Here is a 25,891-nt window from a genome sequence, read left to right on the forward strand (position 1 = left end):
CCTTGTTCTTCGCGTTATGCACTAACGGCTTCTTGTTCTTCCACTTTTACTGGCACGGAGACACGACGTTTGCCGGTCAGTAGCTGCTGCATCAGGGCTTTTTTCTCATTTTTCAGGCAGACGAGTTTTTTCTCCAGTGTAGAGATTTCGGCGTCGGCAGCGGACAGGACGGCGGCGATCTTTTGTTGTTCAACACTCGTTACAGGGAAATTGACCGTAAATGCCTCTATAGCTTTTTTCTGTATGTTAGGGAGACCAGATCCTACACGCAACCCCATAATCTTCAGTTCATTATATTTCAGTAAATGAAACGTAAAACTTAGATCCAAGGCCGTTTTCCTCACAGCATAACAATGTCCACCACACCAAAAGCTTTTCTTTTGAAAGGCAACGTATCCACAAGAGTTCCCTCCCTCGCTTATCGTGATCGTATTTTCATCAGTATTAAATTCTGATGTAAAACCAGAAGGAGCAATGCCGCCATTGATGACCGGAAACTGGCCATCCTCAGACAAAGTGTTTTTGTTAATTTGAACTCCTTTGGATATATTAATAATAGAGCCAAGATTAACATCTTGCTTCCACTCCCCACTAAACCTCTCCCCATTCTCATCCAGCAAGCGTTTCTTCCCAGTAAGTAATTGCTGCATCAGGGATTTTTTCTGATACTGACTGTTGGTGAGAAGCTTTTCCGTCACCGAAATCGCCTTATCCCAGGCGGACAGAATTTGAGATATTTTATCTTGTTCACAAATAGCAGGAGTTTTTATGTTTAACGCTCTAATATCAGAAAGGTTAATTCTAGAAAAGGTAGAACCACCTGCACTTTTTGCTATCTGTCGCTGGACTAAATCTGATTGTAATGTGTAGTAAATAAACCGCCAATCTGCATGGATTGGTTTAATTAAGACAGTGTCTTGCCCTAATACAAATGGCTTTTTGGAATCCACATAGCTAACAACACCGACAGACTGGTTACGACTCATAACCAAATCACCTTGTTCAACAACACAGTGATCCATCAGAGAGCGATATTCTTCTTCTGTAACTCTTTTTACAGGTGAAATCAGATCTATGGCTCCCCATTTTATCGTCCCCGGTGAGACAAGTGGTATTCCCGATTTCACGTACTCAGGAGTCCTGTGTTTGCAATCGATTATCGACGCAACCGATGAGAGTTTCTGAGATGACCACCCCTTAGGAATCATAACCCAACTCCTTCAGATACCCCGCCATCTCCGTTTCCAGCTTCGCCAGTTCCGCCTTCAGTTGCTCGCGTTCGGCGCGTACGGCCAGCAAATCGACCTCGTCTTCTTCTTCAAAGGTATCGACATAGCGAGGGATGTTGAGATTGTAATCGTTGTCCTGAATCTCTTTCAGGCTGGCAAGATACGCATATTTCTCGACGTTATCGCCATCACGGTAGGTCTTGACGATTTTCTCAATGTTTTCTTCGCTGAGCTGGTTCTGGTTTTTACCTGCCTTGAATTCGCGGCTGGCATCGATAAACAGCACCTTGTCATCCACTTTCTGTTTTTTGAAAATCAGAATCGCAGCAGGAATACCCGTACCGTAGAACAGTTTTTCAGGCAGGCCAATCACCGCATCGAGTAGGTTTTCATCAATCAGTTTCTGGCGAATTTTGCCTTCGCTGGAGCCACGGAACAGTACGCCGTGTGGTACCACTACCCCCATACGACCCGTTCCCGGTTTAAGGGTTTCTATCATATGCGAGATAAAGGCGTAATCGCCTTTAGTCTTCGGCGGCACACCGCGACGGAAACGACCAAACTTATCGTTCTCGGCCTCATCATAGCCCCACTTGTCCAGACTAAACGGCGGGTTAGCGGTCACGATATCAAACAGCATCAGGTCGCCATTTTTATCGAGCAGCTTCGGGTTACGAATGGTATCGCCCCACTCGATTTTATGGTTGTCTTCGCCGTGAAGGAACATGTTCATTTTCGCCAACGACCATGTAGATCCAATCGCCTCCTGACCGAACAAGGCATAGTTACGACTATCATGCCCGGAGACAATTTTACGTCCGCACTTCATTAACAACGAACCAGAACCGCAGGCCGGATCGCAGATAGTATCACCCGGTTGCGGATCGAGCAGTTCAGCAATCAGGTCTGAAACTTCTGGTGGGGTATAGAACTCTCCGGCTTTCTGCCCACCGCTGGCAGCAAAGTTTTTGATCAGGTATTCGTAGCCGTTACCAATGACGTCCAGCGTACCGACACGGCTTGGTTTCAGGTTGAGATCTTCGCCCGCGAAGTCTTCCAGCAACTGACGCAGAATAGTGTTCTTTTGCTTTTCTTCACCCAGACGGTCGGTGTTAAACGAGATATCCTGGAACACGCTTTTCCCGGCATCTTTCAGTTTGGTGCCGTTGGCTTCTTCGATCGCATGCAGCGCCTGATCGATACGCTCACCGTTACCCGGCTCATGGCGACGTGCGTATAGCGCATAAAAGCTGGCACTTTTTGGCAGCACAAAACGCTCGTTAGCCATCATCGCTTCAATCAGTTCCGGCGCATCGCCATACTGTTCTTTGTATTCGTCATAGTGATCCTGCCAGACATCTGAAATGTACTTGAGGAACAGCATGGTAAGGATAAAGTCTTTATAGGTATCAGCACTGATGGTGCCACGGAACGTATCACACGCGGCCCACAGGGCTTTGTTGATCGTGTCCTGACTGATTTTGTCGTTCATGAATCATCCTGGTCTGAAGAAAAAGCTAGCGATGCAGGGCTTTGCATCGTAAAAAATTGCGGTAAATGATACCTCAAGAAACGCCCCTGGATACACCTGAATCGCAGTATCTTGAAGGGAATTGTCCACTTGATACCGACAGATGACTTACGGATGCCATTATGTTTACACGATTATAAATTCTAATAATATTAGCAGGATAGACTCAATGTAAGCTATGGTGTAAAACTGCCGTTGGGGTAAATAGCCTACTCAAGCTCTTGTAATCACAGCACCTCAAAATGAAGTGCAGGAAGTCATATTAGCCTCGCTGAAACTGATGGCGGTACAAATTAAATATCTTGAGCCTGATTTCATCATCTTTGCATCTAGAGCACGGAGAACAGACTACATCGTAAAACAGGTGCTTACTGAGCTAGACGGCTATGAGACTTCTTCAGTCATTCCGGGGAATTCCGGGGAAGCTATGGGAGTTCAAAACAGGTAATACAATCTGTTTCAGAATAGCCCATCCAAGGGCTATGCGCGGACACCAGCAGTACAGAGATGAGGTGATTGCACGAATTAAACAACTTTGCACTGAGAGCTGCTAGTGCATTACAGATTACTCAGTAGGCATTCCAGAGCACCCCTTACCGGAAGAGTACCGGAAAACAGGCAAAGCGGCCTGGTTCTCTATGCTGGAGGCGACACGTTCGATTCGGCATTGCCGGGCTGGAGATTGCAGCTCATTGCCCCCCGTGAGCACAGGATATGCACAGGGCGTGAATTTCAGACAATAAAAAACCACCCGGAGGTGGTTTACACGACACTGCTTATCATTGATTTTATTCTTGATTTCCCGTGGTGCCCGGGGCGGGACTTGAACCCGCACAGCGCGAACGCCGAGGGATTTTAAATCCCTTGTGTCTACCGATTTCACCACCCGGGCTCGGGAAAATTGGAGGCGCGTTCCGGAGTCGAACCGGACTAAACGGATTTGCAATCCGCTACATAACCGCTTTGCTAACGCGCCAAATACTGCTGCCTTTTCAGGCTGATACCTGCAAACTTGCCGATACCAAAATTTGGAGCGGGAAACGAGACTCGAACTCGCGACCCCGACCTTGGCAAGGTCGTGCTCTACCAACTGAGCTATTCCCGCATTCATCAGGTAATAATCTAATTACTTGATTTTGCTATCATCTGGCAAACCGTGCTGCCGTTCGATGCGTTGCATTCTACTTACCTGACGCAATGAGTCAACGAAATTTTCAGGGATACCGATTCGTTTGCTGAATTTTGCGTCTATTCGATCACGGTTCAAGCAAATCGCCGCGCGCAGCGTGCAAATACTGGAACATAGACCAGAACGTCAGCACCGCGGCGACGAAGAAAAGCCCGATTCCGGCGTATTCAACCCAGATATTCGGACGCCACAGCAAGCCAATCAGCGCCACCATCTGTGCAGTGGTTTTCACTTTGCCGATCCAGGAAACCGCCACGCGGGCGCGTTTGCCAATCTCCGCCATCCACTCACGCAATGCAGAGATGATGATTTCGCGGGCAATCATGGTGGCGGCAGGCAGTGTGATCCACCAGCTGTGATAATGCTCCACCACCAGCACCATCGCGATGCCAACCAGCACTTTATCCGCCACCGGATCGAGGAACGCGCCAAACCGGGTGCTTTGGTTCCAGCGGCGCGCCAGGTAGCCGTCGAACCAGTCGGTCACCGCCGCCACCCAAAAGATAAACGCACAGGCGAACGGGGCCCAGCTAAACGGCAGGTAAAACGCCAGCACGAAAAACGGGATCAGGACGACACGAAACAGGGTAAGTAAAGTCGGAATATTCATTCGCATGGCGCAGGGTAACTGTCTGTAGTCAGTGGAAATTAAGGCTATGTTGCTACATAGCCCCTAATGTTTCAACGAGTAGTAGATCTTTTCTGCAAGAGCCTGTGAGATGCCTGGAACTTTAGCGATCTCTTCGATGCTGGCATTTAACAGCGGCTGCAAACCACCCATGTACTTCAGCAACATCTGGCGGCGCTTTGGCCCAATCCCTTCGATGGTTTCAAGGGTACTGGTATTTTTGACTTTGGCGCGTTTTTTACGGTGGCCGCTTATCGCGTGATCGTGTGACTCGTCGCGGATATGTTGAATCACATGCAGCGCCGGTGAGTCCGGCGGCAGCGAAAACCCCTCCCCTTCCGGCTCGAAAAACAGCGTTTCCAACCCGGCTTTACGATCCGCGCCTTTCGCCACGCCAAGCAGCAGCGGGTGATGTTTATCCCAGGGGACGTCAAGCTCAGCGAATACCGCTTTCGCCTGGGCCAGTTGTCCTTTACCGCCGTCAATCAAAATCACATCGGGAATTTTACTCTCCTCGATGGCTTTGCCATAGCGACGGCGCAACACCTGGTTCATCGCCGCATAGTCATCGCCGGGCGTAATGCCAGTGATGTTGTAGCGACGATATTCAGCGCGCAGCGGGCCATTGGGGTCGAACACCACGCAAGAAGCCACTGTCTGTTCACCCATGGTGTGGCTGATGTCAAAACACTCCATGCGCTTAATCTCAGGCAGCTTCAGGGTCGCCGCCAGCGCCGTTAAACGCTGGGTGATAGTGGATTGCTGCGACAGACGCGTCACCAACGCGGTAGCGGCATTGGTGCGCGCCAGCTTCAGGTAACGCGCCCGGTCGCCGCGCGGACGGGTTTGCACATTGACACGGCGGCCCGCCACTTCCGAGAGCGAATCGGCCAGTACGCTTTCGTCAGAGAGTTTAAAGTCGAGCAAAATCTCGGAGGGCAAGGTACGCATCTGGCTGCCCTGCAAGTAGAATTGCCCGACGAATGTCTCCACCACTTCCGCCAGTTCAGTGCCGCCGGGGACTTTGGGATAATAACTGCGGCTACCCAGCACTTTACCCTGACGGATAAATAGCACATGTACGCAGGCCATTCCCGCGTCGAATGCCACACCAATCACGTCCAGATCGTCGCCGGTATTGGAGACGAACTGTTTTTCCGTGACGCGGCGTACCGCCTGGATTTGGTCACGAATGCGCGCCGCCTCTTCAAACTCGAGATTCTGGCTGGCTTTTTCCATCCGCGTAACCAGCTGCGTGAGCACCTGGTCGTCTTTACCGGCCAGGAACAGGCGAACATATTCCACCTGCTGCGCGTACTCTTCTTCGCTCACCAGGCCTTCAACGCAGGGCCCCAAACAGCGACCAATCTGATATTGCAGACAGGGTCGCGAGCGGTTGCGGTAGACGCTGTTTTCACACTGGCGGATCGGGAAGATCTTTTGCAGCAGCGCAAGGGTTTCACGCACCGCATAGCCATTGGGGAATGGACCGAAGTATTCCCCTTTGGCATGTTTGGCCCCGCGATGCACCGCCAGCCGCGGATGGGTGTCGCCGCTCAGGAAGATAAAAGGATAGGACTTATCGTCGCGCAGCAGCACGTTATAGCGCGGCTGATAGAGCTTGATGTAGTTATGCTCCAGCAGCAGCGCTTCGGTCTCGGTATGGGTAACAGTGACGTCGATATTTTCAATCTGCGCCACCAGCGCTTCTGTCTTGCGACTGGAAAGCTGGACACGGAAATAGCTGGAAAGACGTTTTTTGAGGTCTTTCGCTTTACCGACATAGATGACCGTCCCGCCGGCATCGTACATTCGGTAGACGCCGGGCTTGTTGGTAACGGTTTTTAAAAAAGATTTAGAATCGAACACTTCTCTCACTGGCTGGCTAATGTTTGGGCATTGCACAGGCCATGGCGGATCGCAAGATGGGTCAATTCAACATCGCCATGGATGTTCAGTTTGCTGAACATCCGGTAACGGTAACTGTTTACCGTCTTCGGGCTGAGATTGAGCTGCTCGGAAATCTCGTTCACCTTCTGGCCTTTGGTAATCATGAGCATAATCTGCAATTCCCGTTCAGACAAACTGGAGAACGGCGATTCCGCTTTTGCAGGCTCAATCTGGCTCAGCGCCATCTGTTGGGCGATATCCGATGCGATATAGCGTTGCCCCGCGTGAACGGAGCGAATCGCGCTCACCACTTCGGACGGCGCGGCACCTTTGCTGAGATAGCCAGCGGCACCTGCCTGCATCACCTTAGCGGGAAGCGGGTTTTCAGTGTGTATAGTTAACATAATGACTTTGATATCAGAGCTTGAGCGCGCGATTTTACGCGTGGCTTCAAGGCCCCCGATGCCGGGCATGTTCATGTCCATCAGGACCACATCCACCGGATTAGCGCGGCACCATTTCACGGCGTCCTCGCCGCAGCAGGCTTCACCTGCGACTTTAATGCCCTTGATATCGTCAAGAATGCGTCGTATCCCTGCGCGCACCAGTTCATGGTCATCAACAAGAAGAACGTTGATCAAAGGAAACATCTCCAGAATAGGGATAACGCTGCTGATAGATAATTTCCCATATATTAACGGGTTTTAAGTCAACTTTAAAACGCAAAAAAAACACTTTGCGGTTCTTGCTCGCATTTCTGGAAATAATTCTCTGGAAATTATGGCAAAACCCTTGCGCACAATTAGATAAAAACAATAAAAATCAACACATTATAAATCTATCGCTTTCACAAAATCTAAAACACTTTGAAAAAAACTTAAAAGCATTTCCCTAAAGGCGCTATTTAACGTTTCAAAAAACTTTGTTGAAACAAATAAACCAGCATCAACAAGGCGATAAGCGGGTCGCATTGTGACGAGATGTTTACTTAAATAAACTGCGCCTTGATTCGATTAAAAAATAACCGCTCCTGACATTCGTCTGGCTTGTGATATACTCCGCGCTTTTAAGATCAACAGCACGCCTGTTTGCGCGTGAACATTCCATTGAGGTAAAGAAATGAGCACCCCTGATTTTTCCACTACTGACAATATTCAGGAACTGGCACTGGAAGTTTCCTGCATGAAAAACCTGCTGACCCTTATGCTCCAGGCGATGGGCCAGGCGGATGCGGGCCGGGTGATTATCAAGATGGAAAAGCAGATCGCTCAGATGGAAGATACCGCCCAGGCGGAGCTGTTCAGCAATACCGTTAAGCAGATCAAACAGGCTTACCGCCAGTAAGCAAAACGCGGCGGTGATCGTCATCACCGCCGCGTCCGTTTGCTGCACCATCCTTCTCTCTCCGGTTAAATCAGTCCCATCGCCACCGCATAGCACGCCACCTGAGTTTTATTCGGCGCATTGAATTTCTTCTGCATATTCTTCTGATGGAAGTTCACCGTGTTTTCAGAAATCGACAGGATCATGGCAATTTCCGCTGAGGTTTTCCCTTCCGCCGTCCATTGCAGGATTTCGCGCTCGCGTTTGCTGAACTTCATCTCCAGCCCGCTCATCGCCGGGGAGTTCATGCGCAGCAGCGCCATCATGCTCAGATCGGCCAGGTAATGGAGCCGCAACGCCAGTTCGTCTTCCGAAAGCCAGGCATCCTGAACGCGCAAATTAGAGGCCGAGAGGAATCCCAGCGCGCGTCCTGGCGCCATCGCCGTCTGGGTGACGCCGTTGCGCAAACCAAAGTCCCGCGCGGCATCCCAAAAATCAGGCGCGCCGCTAAACAGTTCATCGGTCCAGGGCAGATAACCGCGATGCAAATTATGGGGGTTCAACACCGGATCGATGGCGAAATAGTTTTCCGCATAGTAATGCTGCGCCCATTCGTCGCGATAGGTGGTAAAAAGGGTCAGTTTTGGGCGGGTAAACGGCACGGGATGCCTTATGCACAGAGAATAATAATCAAACGCCATGGCTTGCGTTTCGCTCGCCAGCAGGCTTTCAACCTCTGCACTGTCTCGGGTTTCCTGAAAACGATTGAAAACCTTTTTCCGCCATTTGAAAAAGTCACTTTCCGTCATTCTGCGTTACGTGTCCCCGGTATTATTGATTAATTATTTTGATGGAATAACTTACCACAAATGAGACTTTATCTTATCTATGAATGCGGGGCTGAACATTCACAGCAAAGATGAATCCACTTCCCAGACCGCAATTTTTCTCAGTTTCCACTGACGCCAAACTTTACGGGCTCGCGCACTGACGCGAGCCCGGGATTAACGGCACATAATGCCCTTTGGCTTACTGCATCAAGAATTTCTCAAGAAATTGCTGGGTACGCGGCTGCTGCGGATGGGCAAACAGCGTTTTAGCCGGGCCCTGCTCGACAATACGCCCCTGGTCCATAAAGATCGCCCGGTCGGCCACATCGCGCGCAAAGCTCATTTCATGGGTCACGATCACCATGGTGCGCTTCTCTTCGGCGAGCTGGCGGATAGTGCTCAGCACCTCGCCAACCAGTTCAGGGTCGAGCGCCGAGGTGGGCTCATCGAACAAAATCACATCCGGGCGCATCGCCAGGGCGCGGGCGATAGCCACACGCTGCTGCTGGCCGCCGGATAAGCGCCGTGGATAGCTGGTCTCCTTGCCGGTTAACCCCACTTTAGCCAGCAGTTCCCGGGCGCGGGCCGAGGCTTCCTCTTTCGGCTCCCCTTTCACGATCACCGGCCCTTCAATAATGTTCTCCAGCACGGTGCGATGCGGGAACAGATTGAAGTTCTGGAACACGAAACCCACGTGCTGGCGCAACTGGCGCACCAGGCCCTTTTGCTGGCCCATGGATTTGGCGGCGTCGATAATGATATCGCCGACCTGAATAGTGCCCGCGTCGGGCTGCTCCAGCAGATTAATACTGCGCAGCAAGGTGGTTTTCCCGGAGCCGCTCGGCCCGATAATCGCCACCACTTCGCCGGGTTTTACTTCAAGGTCGATACCGTGCAGCACCGTCTGGCCATGGAATTTCTTCACCAGTTGTTTGACTGAAATCGCGCTCATTTGGGATCACGCTCCTGACGGTTAAGCTGGTTTTCGAAATAGTTCTGCAAGGTGGAAAGCACCGTGGCCATTACCCAGTAAATCAGCGACGCCGCCAGGTACATGGTGAACACCTCCAGGGTGCGCGAGGTAATCAGCTGCGCCTGGCGGAACAGTTCCGGCACCTGAATGGTGGCGGCCAGCGAAGTGTCTTTCACCAGGCTGATAAAGCTGTTGCTGAGCGGCGGCAGTGCCACCCGCGCCGCCTGGGGCAGTATGGCGCGGCGCAACGCCTGCCAGCGCGTCATCCCAATACTGGCGGCGGCTTCCCACTGGCCTTTATCTATAGAGGAGATTGCAGCGCGCAGAGTTTCCGAGGCATAGGCCGCGGTATTAAGCGACAGGCCAATCATCGCCGCCGGGATCGGGTCCAGTTCAATGCCGAACTGCGGCAGACCGTAATAGATCATAAACAACTGGGCGATCAGCGGCGTGCCGCGAAAAATCGAGATATAAAAACGTGCCAGCCAGGATATCGGCCAAATCGGCGACAGGCGCATCAGGGCCAGAATAAAGCCCAGCACCAGCCCAAAGAACATCCCGCCAATGCTGAGCTGGAGGGTAAACACCGCCCCTTTGAGCAAAAACGGCAGAGAATCAATAATCAGTTGGATACTTTCTTGCATTATTATTTTTCACCCGGCAATCAAACGTGGGGATGGTAGGCGAACAGCGCAGGCGCGCCGCCGGTGTGGACAAACAGAATCGGCCCGCGATCTTTAAAGCGCTTCTGTTCGATGCCGTCGATAAGCCCCGCCATGGCTTTTCCGGTATACACCGGGTCGAGCAAAATCCCTTCCAGCCGGGCGAGCAGTTTTACCGCTTCCATGCCTTCCTCATTCGGCGCGCCGTAGCCCGGCCCGAAATAGTCGTCCCAAAGCATAATGTCGGCAGCGGCGATTAATTCCAGGTGCTGCGCCACGGCCTGTTGCAGCGCCACGACTTTCGGCTTTTGCATCGCGATGGTGCGCGACACGGTGACGCCAATCAGCTCCACGTCAGGCATCAGTTGCTCAAGGCCCACCGCAAGGCCGGCATGGGTTCCGGCGCTGCCGGACGCCACCACCACCGAACTCAGGCTGATGGATTCACACTGATGGGCGATTTCCAGCGCGCTTTCCACATAGCCCATCGCGCCCAGGGCGTTGGAACCGCCAACCGGGATGACGTACGGACGAAAGCCCTGAGCTTCTACGCGGGTGGCTAACGCTTCAAGCTGCGCATCCGGGTTATCCAGCGCGTCGCACATCTCGATCTGCACATTAAACAGGTCGAGCAGTAAGCGGTTGCCGTTGGTTAAATAGTTTTCCGCGCGGGTGCCCAGCGGGTTTTCCAGCAGCGCCACGCAGTGTAGCCCCAGCTTCGCCGCCACCGCCGCAGTCTGGCGCACGTGGTTGGACTGGATCGCGCCGGCGGTGATTAAGGTGTCCGCCCCTTCGCGCAGGGCATCCGCCGCCAGGAACTCCAGCTTGCGCAGCTTGTTGCCGCCCATCGCTATTGGCGTCACATCGTCACGCTTGATATAGATCTCCCGCCCAAGGTAATCGGACAAACGCGGTAAAAACTCCAGCGGCGTGGGTGCGCCAATAAATTCCAGACGCGGGAAGCGGGTTAAGTTATGCAGTGACATGAGATCTCCGGATGCCGTTTTCTGTTCGCAATGGTCATAATTATGCATCACATGCGCCAGGGCTGGCGGCATGCAATAAAAAAAGGTGCTGATTTCAGCACCTTTTTGCGTTTGCGACGACTTATTTCGTCACATCGGCACCGAACCATTTCTCGGAGAGTTTGGCCAGGGTCCCGTCTTTCTGCATGTCGGCAATCGCCTGATCTACCGCTTTCAGCAGATCTTCGTTGCCTTTACGCAGCGCCACGCCCGCTTCCTGACGCGAGAACGGCTCGCCCGCCACGGCCAGGGTATCTTTGGTTTTCTTAACCAGATCCAGCGCGGCCAGACGGTCAACCAGAATCGCGTCGATACGGCCTACACGCAGATCCTGGTATTTGGTCGGGTCATCATCATAAGTGCGGATATCCACGCCCTGCACGTTCTGGCGCAGCCACTCTTCATAGTTGGTGCCCAGGCCGACACCCACTTTTTTGCCTTTCAGGTCATCGGCGGATTTAATGCCGCTTTCGTTGCCCTTTTTCACCAGCGCCTGAATACCTGAAACGGTATACGGGGTGGAGAAATCATATTTCTTCTTACGCTCGTCGGAGATGGTCACCTGGTTTATCACCACGTCGATACGCTTAGAGTCCAGCGACGCCAGCATCCCGTCCCATTTGGTCGGTTTCAGCGACGCCTTCACGCCGAGATGTTTCGCCAGCTCTTCGGCGAATTCCACTTCAAAGCCGGTGAGCTTACCGTCATCGCCCTGGAAGCTGAACGGCGGATAGGTGCCTTCCAGCCCAACCAGCAGCGTCCCGCGCTCTTTCACTTTATTAAGCAGATCTTCCGCTGCGAAGGTTTTGACGCTAACGCCTGCCATCAACGCCACTGCCATTACGCCCATCAGCGCCTGGCGGCCAAACTGTGCAAGTTTCATAGATACCCCAGATATCGAAATTTTCAGCCAGTTTAAAGAGTTACACCTGTTAAGCAAACAACAGAATGGAACGAGTTATGCCAAATTAATATATAGCAGAAGTCGTCTCATACAGGGCTTTTGCGGGCTCATTCTGGTGGCTGTGGTGTAAATAACGGGAGTATTTACGCAGCGCGATACGGTAGTTGTTGGTGCTGGTCGGCGGCAGCCAGCGTTCGAGCTGATCTTCAATTTCGCCCTGCTGCGCCTGGTCGGCGGGGATCTGCTGGGCTTCAAGATGCTCGCCCAGACGGCGCAGGCGCACCACGTATTCGCGGATGGTGCCGGGGCTCATGTCGGTGCGCTCAAACAGGTATTGTTTAAAGCCGATGATATCGAAGTGCTCGCTCTGCACTTTACAGTGCAAGTCGCCGCAGAAGCGGCACAGCGCCGACCATTCGTGGCGCTGGCTGGCCCAGGTCGCTTCATCGATTAAGGTATCGAGCTGGGCGATAGCGGTTTTGTTAACGATAGTCCCACGATGGACCAGGGTGATGCGGTCCAGAAGTTTGCCGCAATGGGCGCAATGGGTTTCAGCGTGCTTAAAGTCTTTCAGGTAGCGGCTAATAGGCCGTTTTTTTTGTTTTGGCTCGGTCATAGTGACTCCCGGTGTGACATGCATGAGTGGCATTTCCATTTCCAGGATGATGAGCAGCTCAACAACCTATAACTTACCCAGACGAGACCGTAGCCGTTTAATTGCCTGGCTGTGCAACTGGCTGACCCGCGACTCCCCGACTTCCAGCACCGCGCCAATCTCTTTGAGATTGAGCTCTTCCTGGTAGTAGAGCGTCAGCACCAGTTGTTCACGTTCCGGCAACGCCTCAATCGCTTCCATGACGCGATGGCGAAGGCTGCTTTCCAACAACTGCTGCAACGGGTTTTCGCTTTGATGCTCTTCGGTGACCAGTTCAATGCTGTCGCCATGCTCTTCCCGCCACTCGTCGTAGGAAAAAAGCTGGCTATTGTTGGTGTCGAGTAGCATCTGACGATACTCGTCAAGCGCGATGCCCAGGCGCTGCGCCACTTCAGTTTCCGTGGCGTTACGTCCGAGTTCTTGTTCCAGCTGACCGATGGCCTGTGCGACTTCGCGGGCGTTACGCCGGACGCTGCGCGGCACCCAGTCGCGGCTGCGCAGTTCATCCAGCATGGCTCCCCGAATACGCTGTACTGCGTAAGTGGTAAATGCCGTACCTTGCAGGGCGTCGTAGCGTTCCACCGCGTTCAATAACCCGATGCCGCCTGCCTGAAGCAGATCGTCGAGTTCGACACTCGCCGGCAAGCGCACCTGCAGGCGCAATGCTTCGTGACGCACCAGCGGGACATAACGCTGCCACAGCGAGTGTTTATCCATTACACCATCAGCGGTATAGAGTGAATTCACGATAAACAGCCCTGCGTTAAATGAGTTATCGGCATGATTATCCGTTTCTGGAGGGCTTTTAATCGGATGAATAGTGGGTGAAATGGGGGGCTATTTAGGGGTTATAGAGAGATCGGAGCAGTAAAAAACCCCGCCGAGGCGGGGTTTGTAAGGGGTTTTGCCAATTAACGCAGCAGAGACAGAACGTTCTGCGTAACCTGGTTGGCCTGTGCCAGTACAGAAGTACCTGCCTGCTGCAGGATCTGCGCACGGGACATGTTGGACACTTCGGTCGCGTAGTCAGCATCTTCGATACGGCTACGAGCAGAGGACAGGTTGTTTACGGTATTGCCCAGGTTGGTGATAGCAGAATCGAAACGGTTCTGTACCGCACCCAGGTCAGAACGCAGAGCGTCGACTTGCGCCAGAGCTTTATCGAGCTGAGCTAAAGGATTGGCAGTATTAACTTTTTGCTCAGTTAAATTAGCTGTACGTAAATCATTATTAGCCGGTAACGCTATATCAGCCTGCTTGTAAACTTTGCTGTCAATACTAACGACTTGAGTTAATCCATCTTCACCGCCATAGGTTACATTAGCTGTTTGAGCCTTGCCCTCTTTATCGGTGTAATTCTGTTGGATTACTTTTGCGTCGCCAGTCGCAGTATCTACTTCTGCAGCATAAAGTTTCCCATCGTCACCTTTGATAGCATAAATTTCTTTACCATCGGCACCTTTCAAGTTATTACCTTCACTATCCTGCAGTGTAACCAGTTTCGCGTTTGCAATACCGGCTGTACTAGCAGGATCAAGAGTGACAGCATGATTCACTGAAGTGTCTTTAACGCTAGTAATAAGCGCTGTAGAACCAGTTCCTGCCACCGCACCAAATGAAGGATCAGTTTTTACTGGCCCAGTTGTATCAACGGTCACATCACCATTTGTTGCATCTACAGTAACTTTATAGTATCCATTTTTATCAGTATCTGTAGTTGCACCTTTAACTTTGACGTAGTAGTTACCGTCATCGGCTTTGCGGATACCATTACCGTCAATTGAAGTTTCAGTAGTAACGATAGCTGCAACGTCAGTGGTTAATGTAGCAATGTCCAAATTAACTTCAGGATTCACGGTTGAAATACTGCTACTAGTTTCAGGACCTTTTACTAATTTATTGTTAACGTTAAAACCATCCAAACCTAATGTTTTGGAGTTAATTTCTTTAAGGTTAATGGTAATGTTTTCATTATCATTTGCACCAACTTGAATCTTAAGCTCGCCACTTTGCGATAATACTTTCACGCCGTTGAACTGAGTCTGACCGGATACACGATCAATTTCGCCAAGACGCTGGGTGATTTCAGCCTGAATGGAATCAAGGTCAGACTGAGAGTTAGTGCCATTAGTCGCCTGAACAGACAGCTCACGTACACGTTGCAGGTTGTTGTTAATTTCAGACAACGCACCTTCAGTAGTCTGAGCTAATGAGATACCGTCGTTGGCGTTACGGGAAGCCTGAGTCAGGCCTTTGATGTTGGAGGTGAAGCGGTTAGCAATCGCCTGGCCAGCGGCGTCGTCTTTCGCGCTGTTGATGCGCAGACCGGAAGACAGACGCTCAATAGCGGAGCTCAGGGAAGACTGAGATTTGTTCAAGTTGTTCTGGGTCAACAGCGACAGGCTGTTCGTGTTAATGACTTGTGCCATGATCTATTCCTTATCAATTTACATCTTGATGTTGTTGGGCTGTTGCCCACGGTCTTGTCACCGTAACCCATGTATCGGCACCCCTTTTTCGAACTTTAGAGAATTTTTAATTGCTCACGCTTTTTTTTGAATTTCTTCTGGCTTGTTTTCATGCCCTCTTCTTTACTGCGCGAATTACCCCGCTTAACCGTCATTATTCAGTCCATTAGCCCGCTAAAAAATCATTAAACTTTGCCGCCAGATTGCCGATATCGCGTTTTAACTACTGTTTGCAATCAAAAGGAAATGGCATGGCTTCAATTACATCTTTAGGGATTGGCGCTAACTTACCGCTGGATACGCTGTTAGCTAATCTGACAACCGCAGAAAAAGCGCGCCTGACACCTATTACGCAACAGCAAAGCGCGAACACTGCACGCCTTACTGCTTATGGCACGTTGAAAAGCGCGCTGGAAAAATTTCAGACGACGAATACCACATTGAATAATGCGGATTTGTTTAAAAGCACCACAGCAAAAAGCAGTAGCACCGATTTAACGGTCACCACCACTGCCGGTGCTGCGGCAGGCAAATACACGATTAGCGTGACACAACTGGCGCAAGCGCAGTCGCTGACAACAAGTAAAATCTCCTCCAGTAAAGATGCGCAGGGCGACACTAATGTAGCCGAACGCACTCTCGTAATAGATCAAAAGGGCCGTGATAAGCCGCTGGAAATTAAACTCAGCAGCGATCAAACCTCGCTGGAAGGCATTCGCGACGCCATTAATAACGCAGATGGCGGCGTATCGGCGAGTATCGTTAAAATTGACGATAAAAACTTCCAACTGGTTCTGACGTCAACCACCTCTGGGGTCGATAATGCGATGACTCTCTCGGTGAAAGACGATCCCCAACTCAATGCCATCCTCAGCTATGACGGCACCAGCGGTGGCATGAAGCAGTTAGTCGAAGCTAAAAATGCGCAATTGACTGTTAATAACATCAAAATTGAACGCCCAACCAATACCATCACCGATGCCCCGCAAGGCGTTACGCTCAATCTAACGAAAGAAGTCGATAACGTGACGGTAACGGTGGAGAAAAGCAACGATCAGTCCAAAGCCGCGATTAAGGGGTGGGTTGATGCCTATAACTCCCTGATTGACACTTTTAACTCTCTGACAAAATACACCGCCGTTGATGCTGGTGCGGATGCACAAAGCTCATCGAATGGGGCATTGTTAGGCGATACCGTTGTTCGCAGTATCCAGACCGGCCTGCGCGGCATGTTTACTCAGGGTGATACCAGTTCCACGTTTAAAACGTTGAATGAAATCGGCATCACCACTGACGGCGCGACCGGCAAATTAAAGATCGACGATACCAAGCTGACCAAAGCGTTGAATGAAAACTCTTCCGCGGCGCGTCTGCTATTGGTAGGCGACGGTAAAGAGACCGGTATCACCACCAAAATGGCGTCGACCATAAAAGAGTACCTGGCCGATGACGGCATTATCGACAGCGCCCAGGACAGCATCAACGCCACGCTGAAAAAGCTGACTAAACAGTATCTGGCTACCAGCGAAAGCATTGACGCCACGGTTGCGCGCTATAAGGCGCAGTTCACCCAGCTCGATACCATGATGAGCAAGCTGAACAGCACCAGCACCTATTTAAGCCAACAATTTACGGCGATGAGCAATTCCAGCTCCTGATGAGAGGTCATTATGTATAACGCCAGTGGTACTAACGCTTACGCTCGCGTGGGCGTAGAGAGTGCCGTAATGAGTGCCAGCCCCCATCAGCTTATTGTGCTGTTGTTTGATGGCGCGATGAGTGCGCTGGTGCGCGCTCGCCTGTTTATGCAGCAGGGCGAAACGGTGGCGAAAGGCGAAGCGCTGAGTAAAGCCATCAATATTATCGATAACGGCCTGAAAGCGGGGCTGGATCGCGAACAGGGGGGCGAACTTGCCACTAACCTGTCGTCGCTGTATGACTATATGGTGCGTCGTCTGTTACAGGCTAATTTGCGTAACGACAGCCAGGCAATTGAAGAAGTTGAAGGGTTGCTCAGCAATATCGCTGATGCATGGAAGCAAGTCTCCCCACAGCCGGCTCACGCCCAGGAGTAATATTCATGTCCCCCAACGTGGAGTTAATTAGCCGCTGGCAGCATGTTGCGCTGATGAGCCAGACCTTACTGGAGCTGGCCCAGCGGGGTGAATGGGAGTTACTGCTGGAAAAAGAAGTCATCTACCTGCAATCCGTGGAGGCGGTGATGATTACGCCAGCCCCGAGGATCAGCAAACAAGTGCAGGATATGCTGGAGACTTACCTGAAGCAGACGCTGGAAAACGAGCAGCAGCTGAAAGCGCTGCTTCAGCAGCGGCTGGATGAACTGAGCGAGCTGATTGGCCAGTCTTCACGCCAGCAATCGCTCAATAATGCCTATGGCAGATTATCCGGCATGCTGCTGGTTCCCAACACGCCCGCCAATTAACGCAACGATAATTTTCCCCCGCTCTGGTGAGTTGATGAAGATCTTCCATACTCCAGAAGTCAGCTAAATGACTTCTGGAGCAAGGAAGATGAAAAATCCCACCATCCTGCAATGTTTTCACTGGTATTCCCCCGGCGGCGGCACGTTATGGCCGGAGGTGTCTGAACGCGCAGCAACCTTTAATGATATTGGCATCAATATGGTCTGGCTCCCGCCTGCGTATAAAGGCAGCGAAGGCGAGCACTCCATCGGCTACGACTCTTACGACCTGTTCGATCTGGGTGAATTCGATCAAAAAGGATCGGTCGCCACCAAATATGGTGATAAACAGCAGTTACTGGACGCCATCTCTGCGCTGCAAAAAAATAACATCGCTGTGCTGCTGGATGTGGTGGTCAACCACAAAATGGGCGCAGATGAAAAAGAGCGGGTGCTGGTCAATCGGGTGAACCAGCAGGATCGCACCCAAATTGATGAAGAAGTGATTGAATGCGAAGCCTGGACTCGCTACACCTTCCCTGCCCGCAACGGGCAATACTCAAAGTTTATCTGGGATTACAAATGCTTTAGCGGCGTCGACCGCATCGAAAACCCCACCGAAGACGGCGTGTTTAAAATCGTCAATGACTACACCGGCGACGGCTGGAACGACCAGGTCGATGACGAGAACGGCAATTTTGATTATCTGATGGGCTCTAACATTGACTACCGCAACCGCGCCGTCACTGAAGAGATCAAATACTGGGCCCGCTGGGTGATGGATCAAACCCACTGCGACGGGTTCCGGCTGGATGCGGTAAAACATATCCCGGCGTGGTTCTACAAAGAGTGGATCGAACATGTGCAGGAAGTCGCGCCGAAGCCGCTGTTTATCGTGGCGGAATACTGGGCGCACGATGTGGAAAAGCTGCAACAGTATATTGATCAGGTAGACGGTCAAACTATGCTGTTCGATGCTCCGCTGCATATGAAATTCCACGAAGCCTCTCAGCAGGGGCGCGACTACGATATGAGCCAGATTTTCACCGGCACGCTGGTGGAAGCCGATCCGTTCCACGCGGTGACGCTGGTGGCCAATCACGACACCCAACCGCTACAGGCGCTGGAAGCGCCGGTAGAACCCTGGTTTAAGCCGCTGGCCTACGCGCTGATTTTGCTGCGTGAAAACGGCGTTCCGTCGGTGTTTTACCCGGATCTTTACGGCGCAAGCTATGACGATACCGGTGGGGATGGCGAGATGTACCACATCGATATGCCTGTGGTGGACAAACTCGACATGCTGATCCACGCCCGCCAGCGCTTCGCCCACGGCGTCCAGACGTTATGGTTCGATCATCCCAACTGTATCGCTTTCAGCCGCAGCGGCACCGATGAGGACCCCGGCTGCGTGGTGGTGATGTCCAACGGCGATGAGGGGGAAAAAACGCTGGAGTTAGGGGAAAACTACGCCAACAAAACCTGGTGTGATTTTCTGGGTAATCAGGAGCAGCGTGTCACCACCGATGAAAACGGTACCGGGATCTTTACCTGTCCGGGCGGTAGCGTCAGCGTATGGGTAATTGAAGAAGTGATGTAACCAGCCGCAGCGGGCAGACATACGCTGCCCGCTGATAAAACTTATTACGGCAGCGGGCTTAATAGCGGATGCGTCGCCAAAAAGTCGGCGCACTCTTTGGTCGGGCGATCCACGCGCTGCAAATCCATTCCCGCGTACTCCATCCGGTCGCCGGTGCGCTCAACAGAATAAATCTCCACCTTTTGGGTCACATTATATAAATCATCCCCGCGCTGCATCAGCTTGCCGGGTAAAGCGATGACGCGCTGCCACTGGCGGCAGTCAAGGGTATCGCCCTCTTTGGTCACAATAAAACTGGCGATGGCTTCCGGGCTGACCAGTTCACTTTGCGGCCCTTGCGACTGCCAGTATCCGGCAAGCCCGGCGGGAGCAGGCGCTTTTACCACCTCCTGATAGTTATCCACCTGCGCGCAGCCGCTCAGGGCCAGCAGCGCCGCTGCCAGTGCGTATTTTTTCATCGTTATTCCTGCAAGAGATCAAAAAAAGCAGTGTGGCATTAAAGCGTTATCGCCGCCAGCCTTCTCGTTGCGCAATAAACGGCCTGAGTCAGCATTTTCTTTGATATTTCCCCCGGTAACATGCCGAAAAAAGCCCTATGATGCCCGCTCTTTTCTGCGCGCTCGCGCGCTTTTAGATCCGTCTGAGTTCAGAGGCTAAAATCATGTCATGGCAACAATTCAAACAGCAATACCTCGTTAAGTTCTGGGCCCCGCTGCCGGCAGTGATCGCCGCCGGTATCCTCTCCACCTACTACTTTGGCTTGACCGGCACCTTCTGGGCTGTCACCGGCGAATTTACCCGCTGGGGCGGTCAGCTGCTGCAATTAATGGGCGTGCATGCCGAAGAGTGGGGCTATTTTAAGCTTATCCACCTCGAAGGTTCTCCCCTTACCCGCATCGACGGCATGATGATTATTGGTATGTTCGGCGGCTGTTTTGCCGCCGCGCTGTGGGCCAATAATGTCAAACTCCGCAAGCCGCAGCACCGCATCCGCATCCTTCAGGCTATTGCAGGGGGCATCATTGCCGGCTTTGGCGCGCGTCTGGCGATGGGCTGTAACCTCGCGGCATTCTTTACCGGCATTCCGCAGTTCTCACTGCACGCGTGGTTTTTTGCCATCGCCACCGCAATTGGCTCGTGGTTTGGCGCACGCTTTACCCTGATGCCGATTTTCCGCATCCCGGTGAAGCTGCAAAAAGTCTCCAGCGCCTCGCAACTGACGCAGAATCACGATCAGGCGCGCCGCCGCTTCCGTATCGGGATGCTGATTTTCGTCGGTATGATCGGCTGGGCGCTGCTCACCGCCATGAATCAGCCGAAGCTGGGCCTGGCGATGCTGTTCGGGGTGGGTTTTGGCCTGCTGATTGAACGCGCGCAAATCTGTTTCACCTCGGCGTTCCGCGATATGTGGATCACCGGGCGTACCCATATGGCGAAGGCGATTATTCTCGGCATGGCGGTGAGCGCCATTGGTATTTTCAGCTACGTGCAACTGGGCGCGGAGCCAAAAATCATGTGGGCTGGCCCGAACGCCGTGCTCGGCGGTTTACTATTTGGGTTTGGGATTGTGCTGGCAGGCGGCTGTGAGACCGGCTGGATGTATCGCGCGGTAGAAGGCCAGATGCACTACTGGTGGGTCGGCCTCGGCAACGTGATTGGCTCGACCATTCTGGCGTATTTCTGGGACGATCTCTCCCCTGCCCTGGCCACCAGCTGGGACAAAATCAATCTGCTGAATACCTTTGGCCCGCTGGGTGGCCTGTTGGTGACTTACCTGATGCTGTTTGCCGCATTGATGCTGATTATTGGCTGGGAAAAACACTTCTTCCGTCGCAGCCGTACCGTGACCACTGAAACCGTGAAGGAGAGCGTATGAGCGCAATAGTCCCGGATTACCGTCTTGATATGGTGGGCGAGCCCTGCCCTTACCCGGCCGTGGCGACGCTGGAAGCCATGCCGCAACTCAAGAAAGGCGAGATATTAGAAGTGATCAGCGACTGCCCGCAGTCGATCAACAACATCCCGCTTGATGCCCGCAACCATGGTTATACCGTGCTGGAAATTCAGCAAGATGGGCCGACCATCCGCTATCTGATCCGCAAATAACCACCCTCCCCCGGGAGAGGCGACAGCCGTTCGTCTCTCCCTCAATTAAATTTCAACGAAAGATAGATGTGACACGCCAGGATAGTCTGAAAACTGATCGTTTCCTGGTATGATGTGGGGTGCCGTCGGGTGCGAACGGCTAGAATTCACGGTTCACTTTCTTCTGGAGCGTACGTTAACGATGTCTGATTTTATTCTGTCACGGATTTCAGAAACCCTGGCTTCGGAAAACTCCCTTGAAGGGCTGGTCCGCAAACTGCTTGAAACGCTGGAAATCGTGACCGAGATGGATTCGACTTACCTCACCAAGATCGAAGCGGAGCAAGGCAAGCAGCACATCCTGTTTTCACGCAACAGTAAAGAGATGAACATCCCCGAAGGGCTCTCCGTGCCGTGGGGCGATACCTTATGCAAACGCGCCATGGACGAAGGCTGTCTGTACACCAACGATGTCGCCTCGCAGTGGGGTGATTCCGAAGCGGCAAAGGCGTTGGGCATTACCACCTACGTCAGCACACCGGTGCATCTTGATGACGGCACGCTCTACGGTACGCTGTGCGCCACCAGCGCTGATAAAAAAGAGCTCTCAGTGCGCGCCGAATATGTGCTGCGCCTGTTCGCCGGGCTGATCGCCCAGTACGTCCAGAAAGATTCGCTGCTGGAGCAATTGCGGGAAGCCAACGCGGCATTAATCGCCCACTCTTATACCGACGCGCTGACCGGCCTGCCCAATCGCCGCGCTCTTTTTAAAAATCTCGACGCCCTGTTTTCCCTTGCCCGCCATAGGGAGCGCACGGTAATCATGGCGTTTATCGACCTGGACGATTTCAAAGAGATTAACGATCTGCACGGCCATGAAACCGGTGACTTGTTTCTGTTGCAAGTGAGCGACCGGCTGTCTGCCGGCATCACCCAGGATGATATTATTGGACGGCTCGGCGGCGATGAGTTCCTGGTGGCGGAGCTCGGCGGCAAAACAGATGAAGCGCAGGAAAAAATCGCCTTCGCGCTGAAGGCGCGCCTCAATGGACTACTGGAAGGCAAATACATCCTCAGGGATCTGGAGCTGAATTATGCGGGCGCCAGCATCGGCGTTTATGTGGCGCAACCAACTCAGGAAGATCCCGATAGCGCCCTGCGTAAAGCCGATGCCAATATGTATCTCGATAAAAACGCCCGCAAACAGCATTAATACGGTGCTTACGCCGCCGTGAGTTTCACGGCGGCAGTGTTCATCAGAACCACGCTTCCCACATCGCGCCGATGTTGAAGGAATCTAACTGCTGATCGTCGGTGCCGTTGACCCGCGCGGTGCGTTCGTTGTCCACTTCCCCGCCAGTAACATAGAAGCGCAGCATCGGACGGAATTCCGGCCCCATGGCGATGGACACGTTCTGCGACAGTGTGACTTTCCAGCCGTTGTTATCGCCGCCTTTGTCGTAATCAACCCGCTGATAGCCCGCTTCCAGCCAGGTCGAGTGGACGTCGTTCCAGAAGTACATTGGACGGACAATCGCGCCATAGTTGCGGCGGTTGTCGTTGCCGTTTTTGCTGTTGTCGTAGTCGTGGAATGCCAGCAGGTATTCGATTTGCGCCTGCTGAGTGAATTTATGCAGACCCTCGAAGCTGGCGTAAACCGTAGTTAAATCCTCAGTTTTGTTGTACACACTGTTGTCGGAGTTGTCGGAGTAACGCGCGATGATTTTGTTCACGCCGCTGTCGTTGGTGTGGCTTAACACCACGCCGCCCTGCCAGGCGTTCATGCGCGCATCATCGTCAACCGCTTTAGAGTCGAAACCGTAGTTGCCGTACAGCTCAAGATCCAACGGTCCAATTTTCATGCCGTGAATTTTCGACGTCACCGCATAGTTACCCTTATCGCCCGTACCGGAGCCGCCGGTACAGGTGATGCGCGACGGGTTAGCTTCGTCATCCATCACTTCCGGGCTACAGGACTCTACGGCAGCCACGGTGGCGAGATCGAACTGAACGCCGCCGATATCGAAGTTCTTGATCCCCGCGCCCTGCCCGTCGTGGTTCATCCAGAAGTAGTCGTTGATGCCCTGTTGCGGACGCTGGTGGAAATCACGACCAGCCCACAAGTAGGCGTTGGGGTTCGAGGCGAACAGATTGGTGACCCCGGCATAGGCCTTTTTCAGGTTCACTTCATCGCCCCAGTGGTCAATCATCACGTTAACGTCCCAGATTGCGCCGTTATCGCTTTTGAACGCTTTAGAGAGCTGGAATTCGCCGCCGTTGCCTTCGTTACCTAAACGACCAATTGCCGAGGCGCCGTTATAGGAGCCATCCACCGCCACATATTTTTGATCGCCGGTCTGGAAATGCGCGCCGTAACGGGCGTAGCCGCTAAATTTCACGCCAAACGGGATTGCCATATCCGGGGATTGCGCCGCCGTTTGCGGTTCAGTGATCACGTCGGCTTTTTTATTCACGGCGGCGTCAATTTTTGCCTGCCGTTCGGCCAGCGCTTTATCCACCGCTTTCGCCACGATAGCGTCAATTTGCTCCTGAGTGAATTCCTGAGCCAGAGCAGAAATTGGGCAAAGCACGGCGAGAACCGCCATCGTTAATGGAAGTTTTTTAATGTTATTCATAATATTCTCTATGTAATTTTTAGTAATAACAGTCCCTGTTCTGGCAGAGATAATGAATCGCTATCACCAAAACAAGTTATTTATTATTTAAGGGTACAGAACGGTTAAACTATTCTCGTTACTCACACTCCGGTTAATATTTAATTATTAACGCTGATACAGATGCAGTATTTCTTCACACAGTTCGCGGGCTAACAGTGAATTCATTAAATGATCCTGAGCGTGGACCATAATTAATGTCATCGGCTGTTTAGCTTCACCGGCGTCCTGTTCAATCAGTTTGGTCTGCATACGGTGCGCCTGGCGCGCATAGCCGTCCGCTTCGTTCAGCAGGCTTTTGGCTTCGTCGAAGTTGCCCTGCCGGGCAGCGTGCAGCGCCTCAAAGCACAGGCTGCGCGACTGACCCGCATTGACAATAATTTCCATTACCGCTTCTTCTAATACCACCATCATTATGACTCCTTATCAAAACCATTATTTGCGGAAACGGCGGCAAACCATTCCCCGCTGCGTTTAATTGTCCGCTGTTGCGTTTCCAGATCGAGCTGAATAAAACCGTAACGGTTTTTATAGGCATTGCACCAGGACCAGTTATCAATAAAGGTCCACATGTGGTAGCCCAGGCAACGGCTGCCCTCGGTTATTCCTTTATGCAACCATTGCAAATGACCGGCGACAAAATCAATACGATATTGATCGTTAATTTGCCCATTGCTAATAAAGCGCTGCTCGTTTTCGACGCCCATACCGTTTTCAGAAATAAAACAGCGCGGGTTGCCGTAATTAACACGCAGATTAGTCAGGATATCGTAAATACCGAGTTCATAAATTTCCCAACCGCGATACGGGTTCATTTTCCTGCCGGGCATTTCGTAATAATCAAACAACCACTCCGGCATAAACGGCGCGTCTTTATTAATTGCGCTGTCGCGGCATTTTACCCGGCGCGGCTGATAATAGTTCACGCCCAGTAAATCAATCACGCCCTCGCGGATCAGCGCTTTATCTTCCGGCTGGCAAACCGGCAATTGATCGTACTCGGCCAGCACCGCCACCAGCTCGGCAGGGTATTCGCCACGCAACACCGGGTCGAGAAAGCTGCGGTTAAAGAACAGATCCGCATAATTTGCCGCCTTTACGTCCGCCGGGTTTTGCGAGCGCGGGTACGACGGGGTTAAGTTCAGCACGATGCCGATTTCACCGGCATAGCCGCCTGCGCGATACGCTTTCACCGCCGAAGCATGGGCCAGCACGGTATGCAGCGCCACGGTGGCCGCGCGTTTGAAATCCACCACGTTGGGATAGTGGAAATCGTACAGATAGCCGCCTTCTACCGGCACAATCGGCTCGTTGAAGGTAAACCAGTGCAGCACCCGGTCGCCAAACAAGTCAAAGCAGATCTGCGCGTAGCGGGTGTAGGCGTCAATCACCTCGCGGCTTTCCCAACCGCCTTTTTCCTGCATCGCCATCGGCATATCAAAGTGAAACAGGGTAATAAACGGGGTAATGCCCTGTTCGATCAGCTCATTAATGACCTGGTTATAAAATTCAACCGCCTGCGGATTCACCTCGCCGGTTCCATCCGGGATCAGACGCGACCAGCTAATTGAGGTGCGGTAGCTGTTGTGGTTCAGCGTCTTCAGCAGAGCGATATCTTCACGCCAGTTGCGGTAAAACGTCGAGGTGTCATCCGGACCCACGCCGTTATGAAAGCGCCACGGCTGGGTGGCGAACCAGTGATCCCACGTGGTTTGCCCTTTGCCTTCACGCAGGCTTTCCCCTTCGGTTTGCAGCGCGGAACTCGCGCTGCCCCACCAGAAATTCGCAGGAAAGGTGTATTTCAT

The 25,891-nt window shown here is 52.4% G+C and carries 25 protein-coding genes, 3 tRNA genes and 1 pseudogene; 9 read left to right on the forward strand and 20 right to left on the reverse strand.

What is annotated here, in order from left to right; genetic code table 11:
• Positions 1 to 14: 14 nt before the first annotated feature.
• Together FHW74_RS02635 and FHW74_RS02640 are read right to left on the reverse strand one after the other, a co-directional pair.
• Positions 15 to 1,208, reverse strand: a complete 1,194-nt coding sequence (locus tag FHW74_RS02635; RefSeq protein WP_183169022.1) for a restriction endonuclease subunit S — start codon at positions 1,206 to 1,208, stop codon at positions 15 to 17.
• Positions 1,198 to 2,721: a type I restriction-modification system subunit M gene (locus FHW74_RS02640; protein WP_183169023.1), complete on the reverse strand. Its 1,524-nt coding sequence runs from the start codon at positions 2,719 to 2,721 to the stop codon at positions 1,198 to 1,200. The genes FHW74_RS02635 and FHW74_RS02640 overlap by 11 nt, the downstream gene beginning before the upstream one ends.
• Positions 2,722 to 2,986: 265 nt before the next feature.
• On the opposite strand from FHW74_RS02640, the pseudogene FHW74_RS22805 reads away from it, so the two are divergent.
• Positions 2,987 to 3,465 (forward strand): annotated as a pseudogene (locus tag FHW74_RS22805) (hypothetical protein); the annotation flags it as partial.
• Positions 3,466 to 3,565: 100 nt separating this feature from the next.
• Here the strand turns inward: FHW74_RS22805 and FHW74_RS02645 are convergent.
• The 6 genes from FHW74_RS02645 to uvrY all read right to left on the reverse strand — a co-directional run bounded on the left by FHW74_RS02645 (position 3,566) and on the right by uvrY (position 7,108).
• A tRNA-Leu gene (locus FHW74_RS02645) sits at positions 3,566 to 3,652 on the reverse strand.
• Positions 3,653 to 3,662: 10 nt separating this feature from the next.
• Positions 3,663 to 3,736, reverse strand: a tRNA-Cys gene (locus FHW74_RS02650).
• A gap of 53 nt (positions 3,737 to 3,789) precedes the next feature.
• Positions 3,790 to 3,865: transfer RNA gene (locus FHW74_RS02655), tRNA-Gly, on the reverse strand.
• Between the two features lie 151 nt (positions 3,866 to 4,016).
• Complete coding sequence (gene pgsA / locus FHW74_RS02660; protein ID WP_125291875.1) at positions 4,017 to 4,565, reverse strand: CDP-diacylglycerol--glycerol-3-phosphate 3-phosphatidyltransferase; 549 nt, start codon at positions 4,563 to 4,565, stop codon at positions 4,017 to 4,019.
• Positions 4,566 to 4,622: 57 nt separating this feature from the next.
• On the reverse strand, positions 4,623 to 6,455 hold the full coding sequence (gene uvrC, locus FHW74_RS02665; RefSeq protein WP_183169024.1) for an excinuclease ABC subunit UvrC: 1,833 nt from the start codon (positions 6,453 to 6,455) through the stop codon (positions 4,623 to 4,625).
• Positions 6,452 to 7,108: a UvrY/SirA/GacA family response regulator transcription factor gene (uvrY, locus tag FHW74_RS02670; protein ID WP_183169025.1), complete on the reverse strand. Its 657-nt coding sequence runs from the start codon at positions 7,106 to 7,108 to the stop codon at positions 6,452 to 6,454. The genes uvrC and uvrY overlap by 4 nt, the downstream gene beginning before the upstream one ends.
• 478 nt (positions 7,109 to 7,586) lie before the next feature.
• On the opposite strand from uvrY, the gene FHW74_RS02675 reads away from it, so the two are divergent.
• Positions 7,587 to 7,811, forward strand: a complete 225-nt coding sequence (locus tag FHW74_RS02675) for a DUF2594 family protein (protein ID WP_151604294.1) — start codon at positions 7,587 to 7,589, stop codon at positions 7,809 to 7,811.
• Positions 7,812 to 7,876: 65 nt separating this feature from the next.
• On the opposite strand, the gene sdiA is transcribed toward FHW74_RS02675, so the two are convergent.
• The 8 genes from sdiA to FHW74_RS02715 form a co-directional block, all read right to left on the reverse strand.
• Positions 7,877 to 8,599 carry a transcriptional regulator SdiA gene (gene sdiA / locus FHW74_RS02680; protein WP_183169026.1) on the reverse strand — a complete coding sequence of 241 codons (723 nt, stop codon included), beginning with the start codon at positions 8,597 to 8,599 and terminating at the stop codon, positions 7,877 to 7,879.
• Between the two features lie 220 nt (positions 8,600 to 8,819).
• Positions 8,820 to 9,572: an L-cystine ABC transporter ATP-binding protein TcyN gene (gene tcyN / locus FHW74_RS02685; protein WP_183169027.1), complete on the reverse strand. Its 753-nt coding sequence runs from the start codon at positions 9,570 to 9,572 to the stop codon at positions 8,820 to 8,822.
• Positions 9,569 to 10,237 (reverse strand): cystine ABC transporter permease, encoded by a 669-nt coding sequence (gene tcyL, locus FHW74_RS02690; protein WP_183169028.1) that lies wholly within the window; start codon positions 10,235 to 10,237, stop codon positions 9,569 to 9,571. The genes tcyN and tcyL overlap by 4 nt, the downstream gene beginning before the upstream one ends.
• Before the next feature lie 20 nt (positions 10,238 to 10,257).
• The gene (dcyD, locus tag FHW74_RS02695; RefSeq protein ID WP_183169029.1) at positions 10,258 to 11,241 is read right to left on the reverse strand and encodes a D-cysteine desulfhydrase; all 984 of its coding nucleotides are present in this window, start codon (positions 11,239 to 11,241) and stop codon (positions 10,258 to 10,260) included.
• A 121-nt stretch (positions 11,242 to 11,362) separates the two neighbouring features.
• Positions 11,363 to 12,163 carry a cystine ABC transporter substrate-binding protein gene (gene tcyJ / locus FHW74_RS02700; RefSeq protein WP_183169030.1) on the reverse strand — a complete coding sequence of 267 codons (801 nt, stop codon included), beginning with the start codon at positions 12,161 to 12,163 and terminating at the stop codon, positions 11,363 to 11,365.
• Between the two features lie 85 nt (positions 12,164 to 12,248).
• Entirely contained in the window at positions 12,249 to 12,800 is a 552-nt protein-coding gene (fliZ, locus tag FHW74_RS02705) for a flagella biosynthesis regulatory protein FliZ (RefSeq protein WP_183169031.1), read from the reverse strand.
• Between the two features lie 66 nt (positions 12,801 to 12,866).
• The gene (locus FHW74_RS02710) at positions 12,867 to 13,586 is read right to left on the reverse strand and encodes an RNA polymerase sigma factor FliA (RefSeq protein WP_125291865.1); all 720 of its coding nucleotides are present in this window, start codon (positions 13,584 to 13,586) and stop codon (positions 12,867 to 12,869) included.
• Positions 13,587 to 13,750: 164 nt separating this feature from the next.
• Positions 13,751 to 15,268: a flagellin gene (locus FHW74_RS02715; protein WP_183169032.1), complete on the reverse strand. Its 1,518-nt coding sequence runs from the start codon at positions 15,266 to 15,268 to the stop codon at positions 13,751 to 13,753.
• A 290-nt stretch (positions 15,269 to 15,558) separates the two neighbouring features.
• Here FHW74_RS02715 and fliD point away from each other — a divergent pair, with 290 nt between their 5' ends.
• The 4 genes from fliD to amyA all read left to right on the forward strand — a co-directional run bounded on the left by fliD (position 15,559) and on the right by amyA (position 19,326).
• On the forward strand, positions 15,559 to 16,965 hold the full coding sequence (fliD, locus tag FHW74_RS02720; RefSeq protein ID WP_183169033.1) for a flagellar filament capping protein FliD: 1,407 nt from the start codon (positions 15,559 to 15,561) through the stop codon (positions 16,963 to 16,965).
• A 12-nt stretch (positions 16,966 to 16,977) separates the two neighbouring features.
• Positions 16,978 to 17,382, forward strand: a complete 405-nt coding sequence (gene fliS / locus FHW74_RS02725; protein WP_125291861.1) for a flagellar export chaperone FliS — start codon at positions 16,978 to 16,980, stop codon at positions 17,380 to 17,382.
• A 5-nt stretch (positions 17,383 to 17,387) separates the two neighbouring features.
• On the forward strand, positions 17,388 to 17,750 hold the full coding sequence (gene fliT, locus FHW74_RS02730) for a flagella biosynthesis regulatory protein FliT (RefSeq protein WP_183169034.1): 363 nt from the start codon (positions 17,388 to 17,390) through the stop codon (positions 17,748 to 17,750).
• Positions 17,751 to 17,838: 88 nt separating this feature from the next.
• A complete protein-coding gene (gene amyA / locus FHW74_RS02735; protein WP_183169035.1) occupies positions 17,839 to 19,326 on the forward strand; it encodes an alpha-amylase in 1,488 nt (495 codons plus the stop codon).
• Positions 19,327 to 19,370: 44 nt separating this feature from the next.
• Here amyA and yedD read toward each other — a convergent pair whose 3' ends face one another.
• Positions 19,371 to 19,784 carry a lipoprotein YedD gene (gene yedD, locus FHW74_RS02740; protein WP_183169036.1) on the reverse strand — a complete coding sequence of 138 codons (414 nt, stop codon included), beginning with the start codon at positions 19,782 to 19,784 and terminating at the stop codon, positions 19,371 to 19,373.
• 203 nt (positions 19,785 to 19,987) lie between these two features.
• On the opposite strand from yedD, the gene yedE reads away from it, so the two are divergent.
• From yedE to FHW74_RS02755, 3 genes are all read left to right on the forward strand, one after another.
• On the forward strand, positions 19,988 to 21,202 hold the full coding sequence (gene yedE / locus FHW74_RS02745) for a selenium metabolism membrane protein YedE/FdhT (protein WP_183169037.1): 1,215 nt from the start codon (positions 19,988 to 19,990) through the stop codon (positions 21,200 to 21,202).
• Positions 21,199 to 21,432 (forward strand): sulfurtransferase-like selenium metabolism protein YedF, encoded by a 234-nt coding sequence (gene yedF / locus FHW74_RS02750; RefSeq protein WP_125291856.1) that lies wholly within the window; start codon positions 21,199 to 21,201, stop codon positions 21,430 to 21,432. The genes yedE and yedF overlap by 4 nt, the downstream gene beginning before the upstream one ends.
• Positions 21,433 to 21,613: 181 nt before the next feature.
• Positions 21,614 to 22,624 (forward strand): sensor domain-containing diguanylate cyclase, encoded by a 1,011-nt coding sequence (locus tag FHW74_RS02755; protein WP_183169038.1) that lies wholly within the window; start codon positions 21,614 to 21,616, stop codon positions 22,622 to 22,624.
• A 43-nt stretch (positions 22,625 to 22,667) separates the two neighbouring features.
• On the opposite strand, the gene FHW74_RS02760 is transcribed toward FHW74_RS02755, so the two are convergent.
• The 3 genes from FHW74_RS02760 to FHW74_RS02770 form a co-directional block, all read right to left on the reverse strand.
• Positions 22,668 to 24,047 carry a carbohydrate porin gene (locus FHW74_RS02760; protein ID WP_183169039.1) on the reverse strand — a complete coding sequence of 460 codons (1,380 nt, stop codon included), beginning with the start codon at positions 24,045 to 24,047 and terminating at the stop codon, positions 22,668 to 22,670.
• 147 nt (positions 24,048 to 24,194) lie between these two features.
• On the reverse strand, positions 24,195 to 24,497 hold the full coding sequence (locus FHW74_RS02765) for a PTS lactose/cellobiose transporter subunit IIA (RefSeq protein ID WP_183169431.1): 303 nt from the start codon (positions 24,495 to 24,497) through the stop codon (positions 24,195 to 24,197).
• A 2-nt stretch (positions 24,498 to 24,499) separates the two neighbouring features.
• Positions 24,500 to 25,891, reverse strand: coding sequence for a glycoside hydrolase family 1 protein (locus tag FHW74_RS02770; protein ID WP_183169040.1), 1,392 nt, complete (start codon positions 25,889 to 25,891; stop codon positions 24,500 to 24,502).

The sequence above is a fragment of the Atlantibacter sp. RC6 genome (assembly GCF_014193285.1).
Classification (GTDB): domain Bacteria; phylum Pseudomonadota; class Gammaproteobacteria; order Enterobacterales; family Enterobacteriaceae; genus Atlantibacter.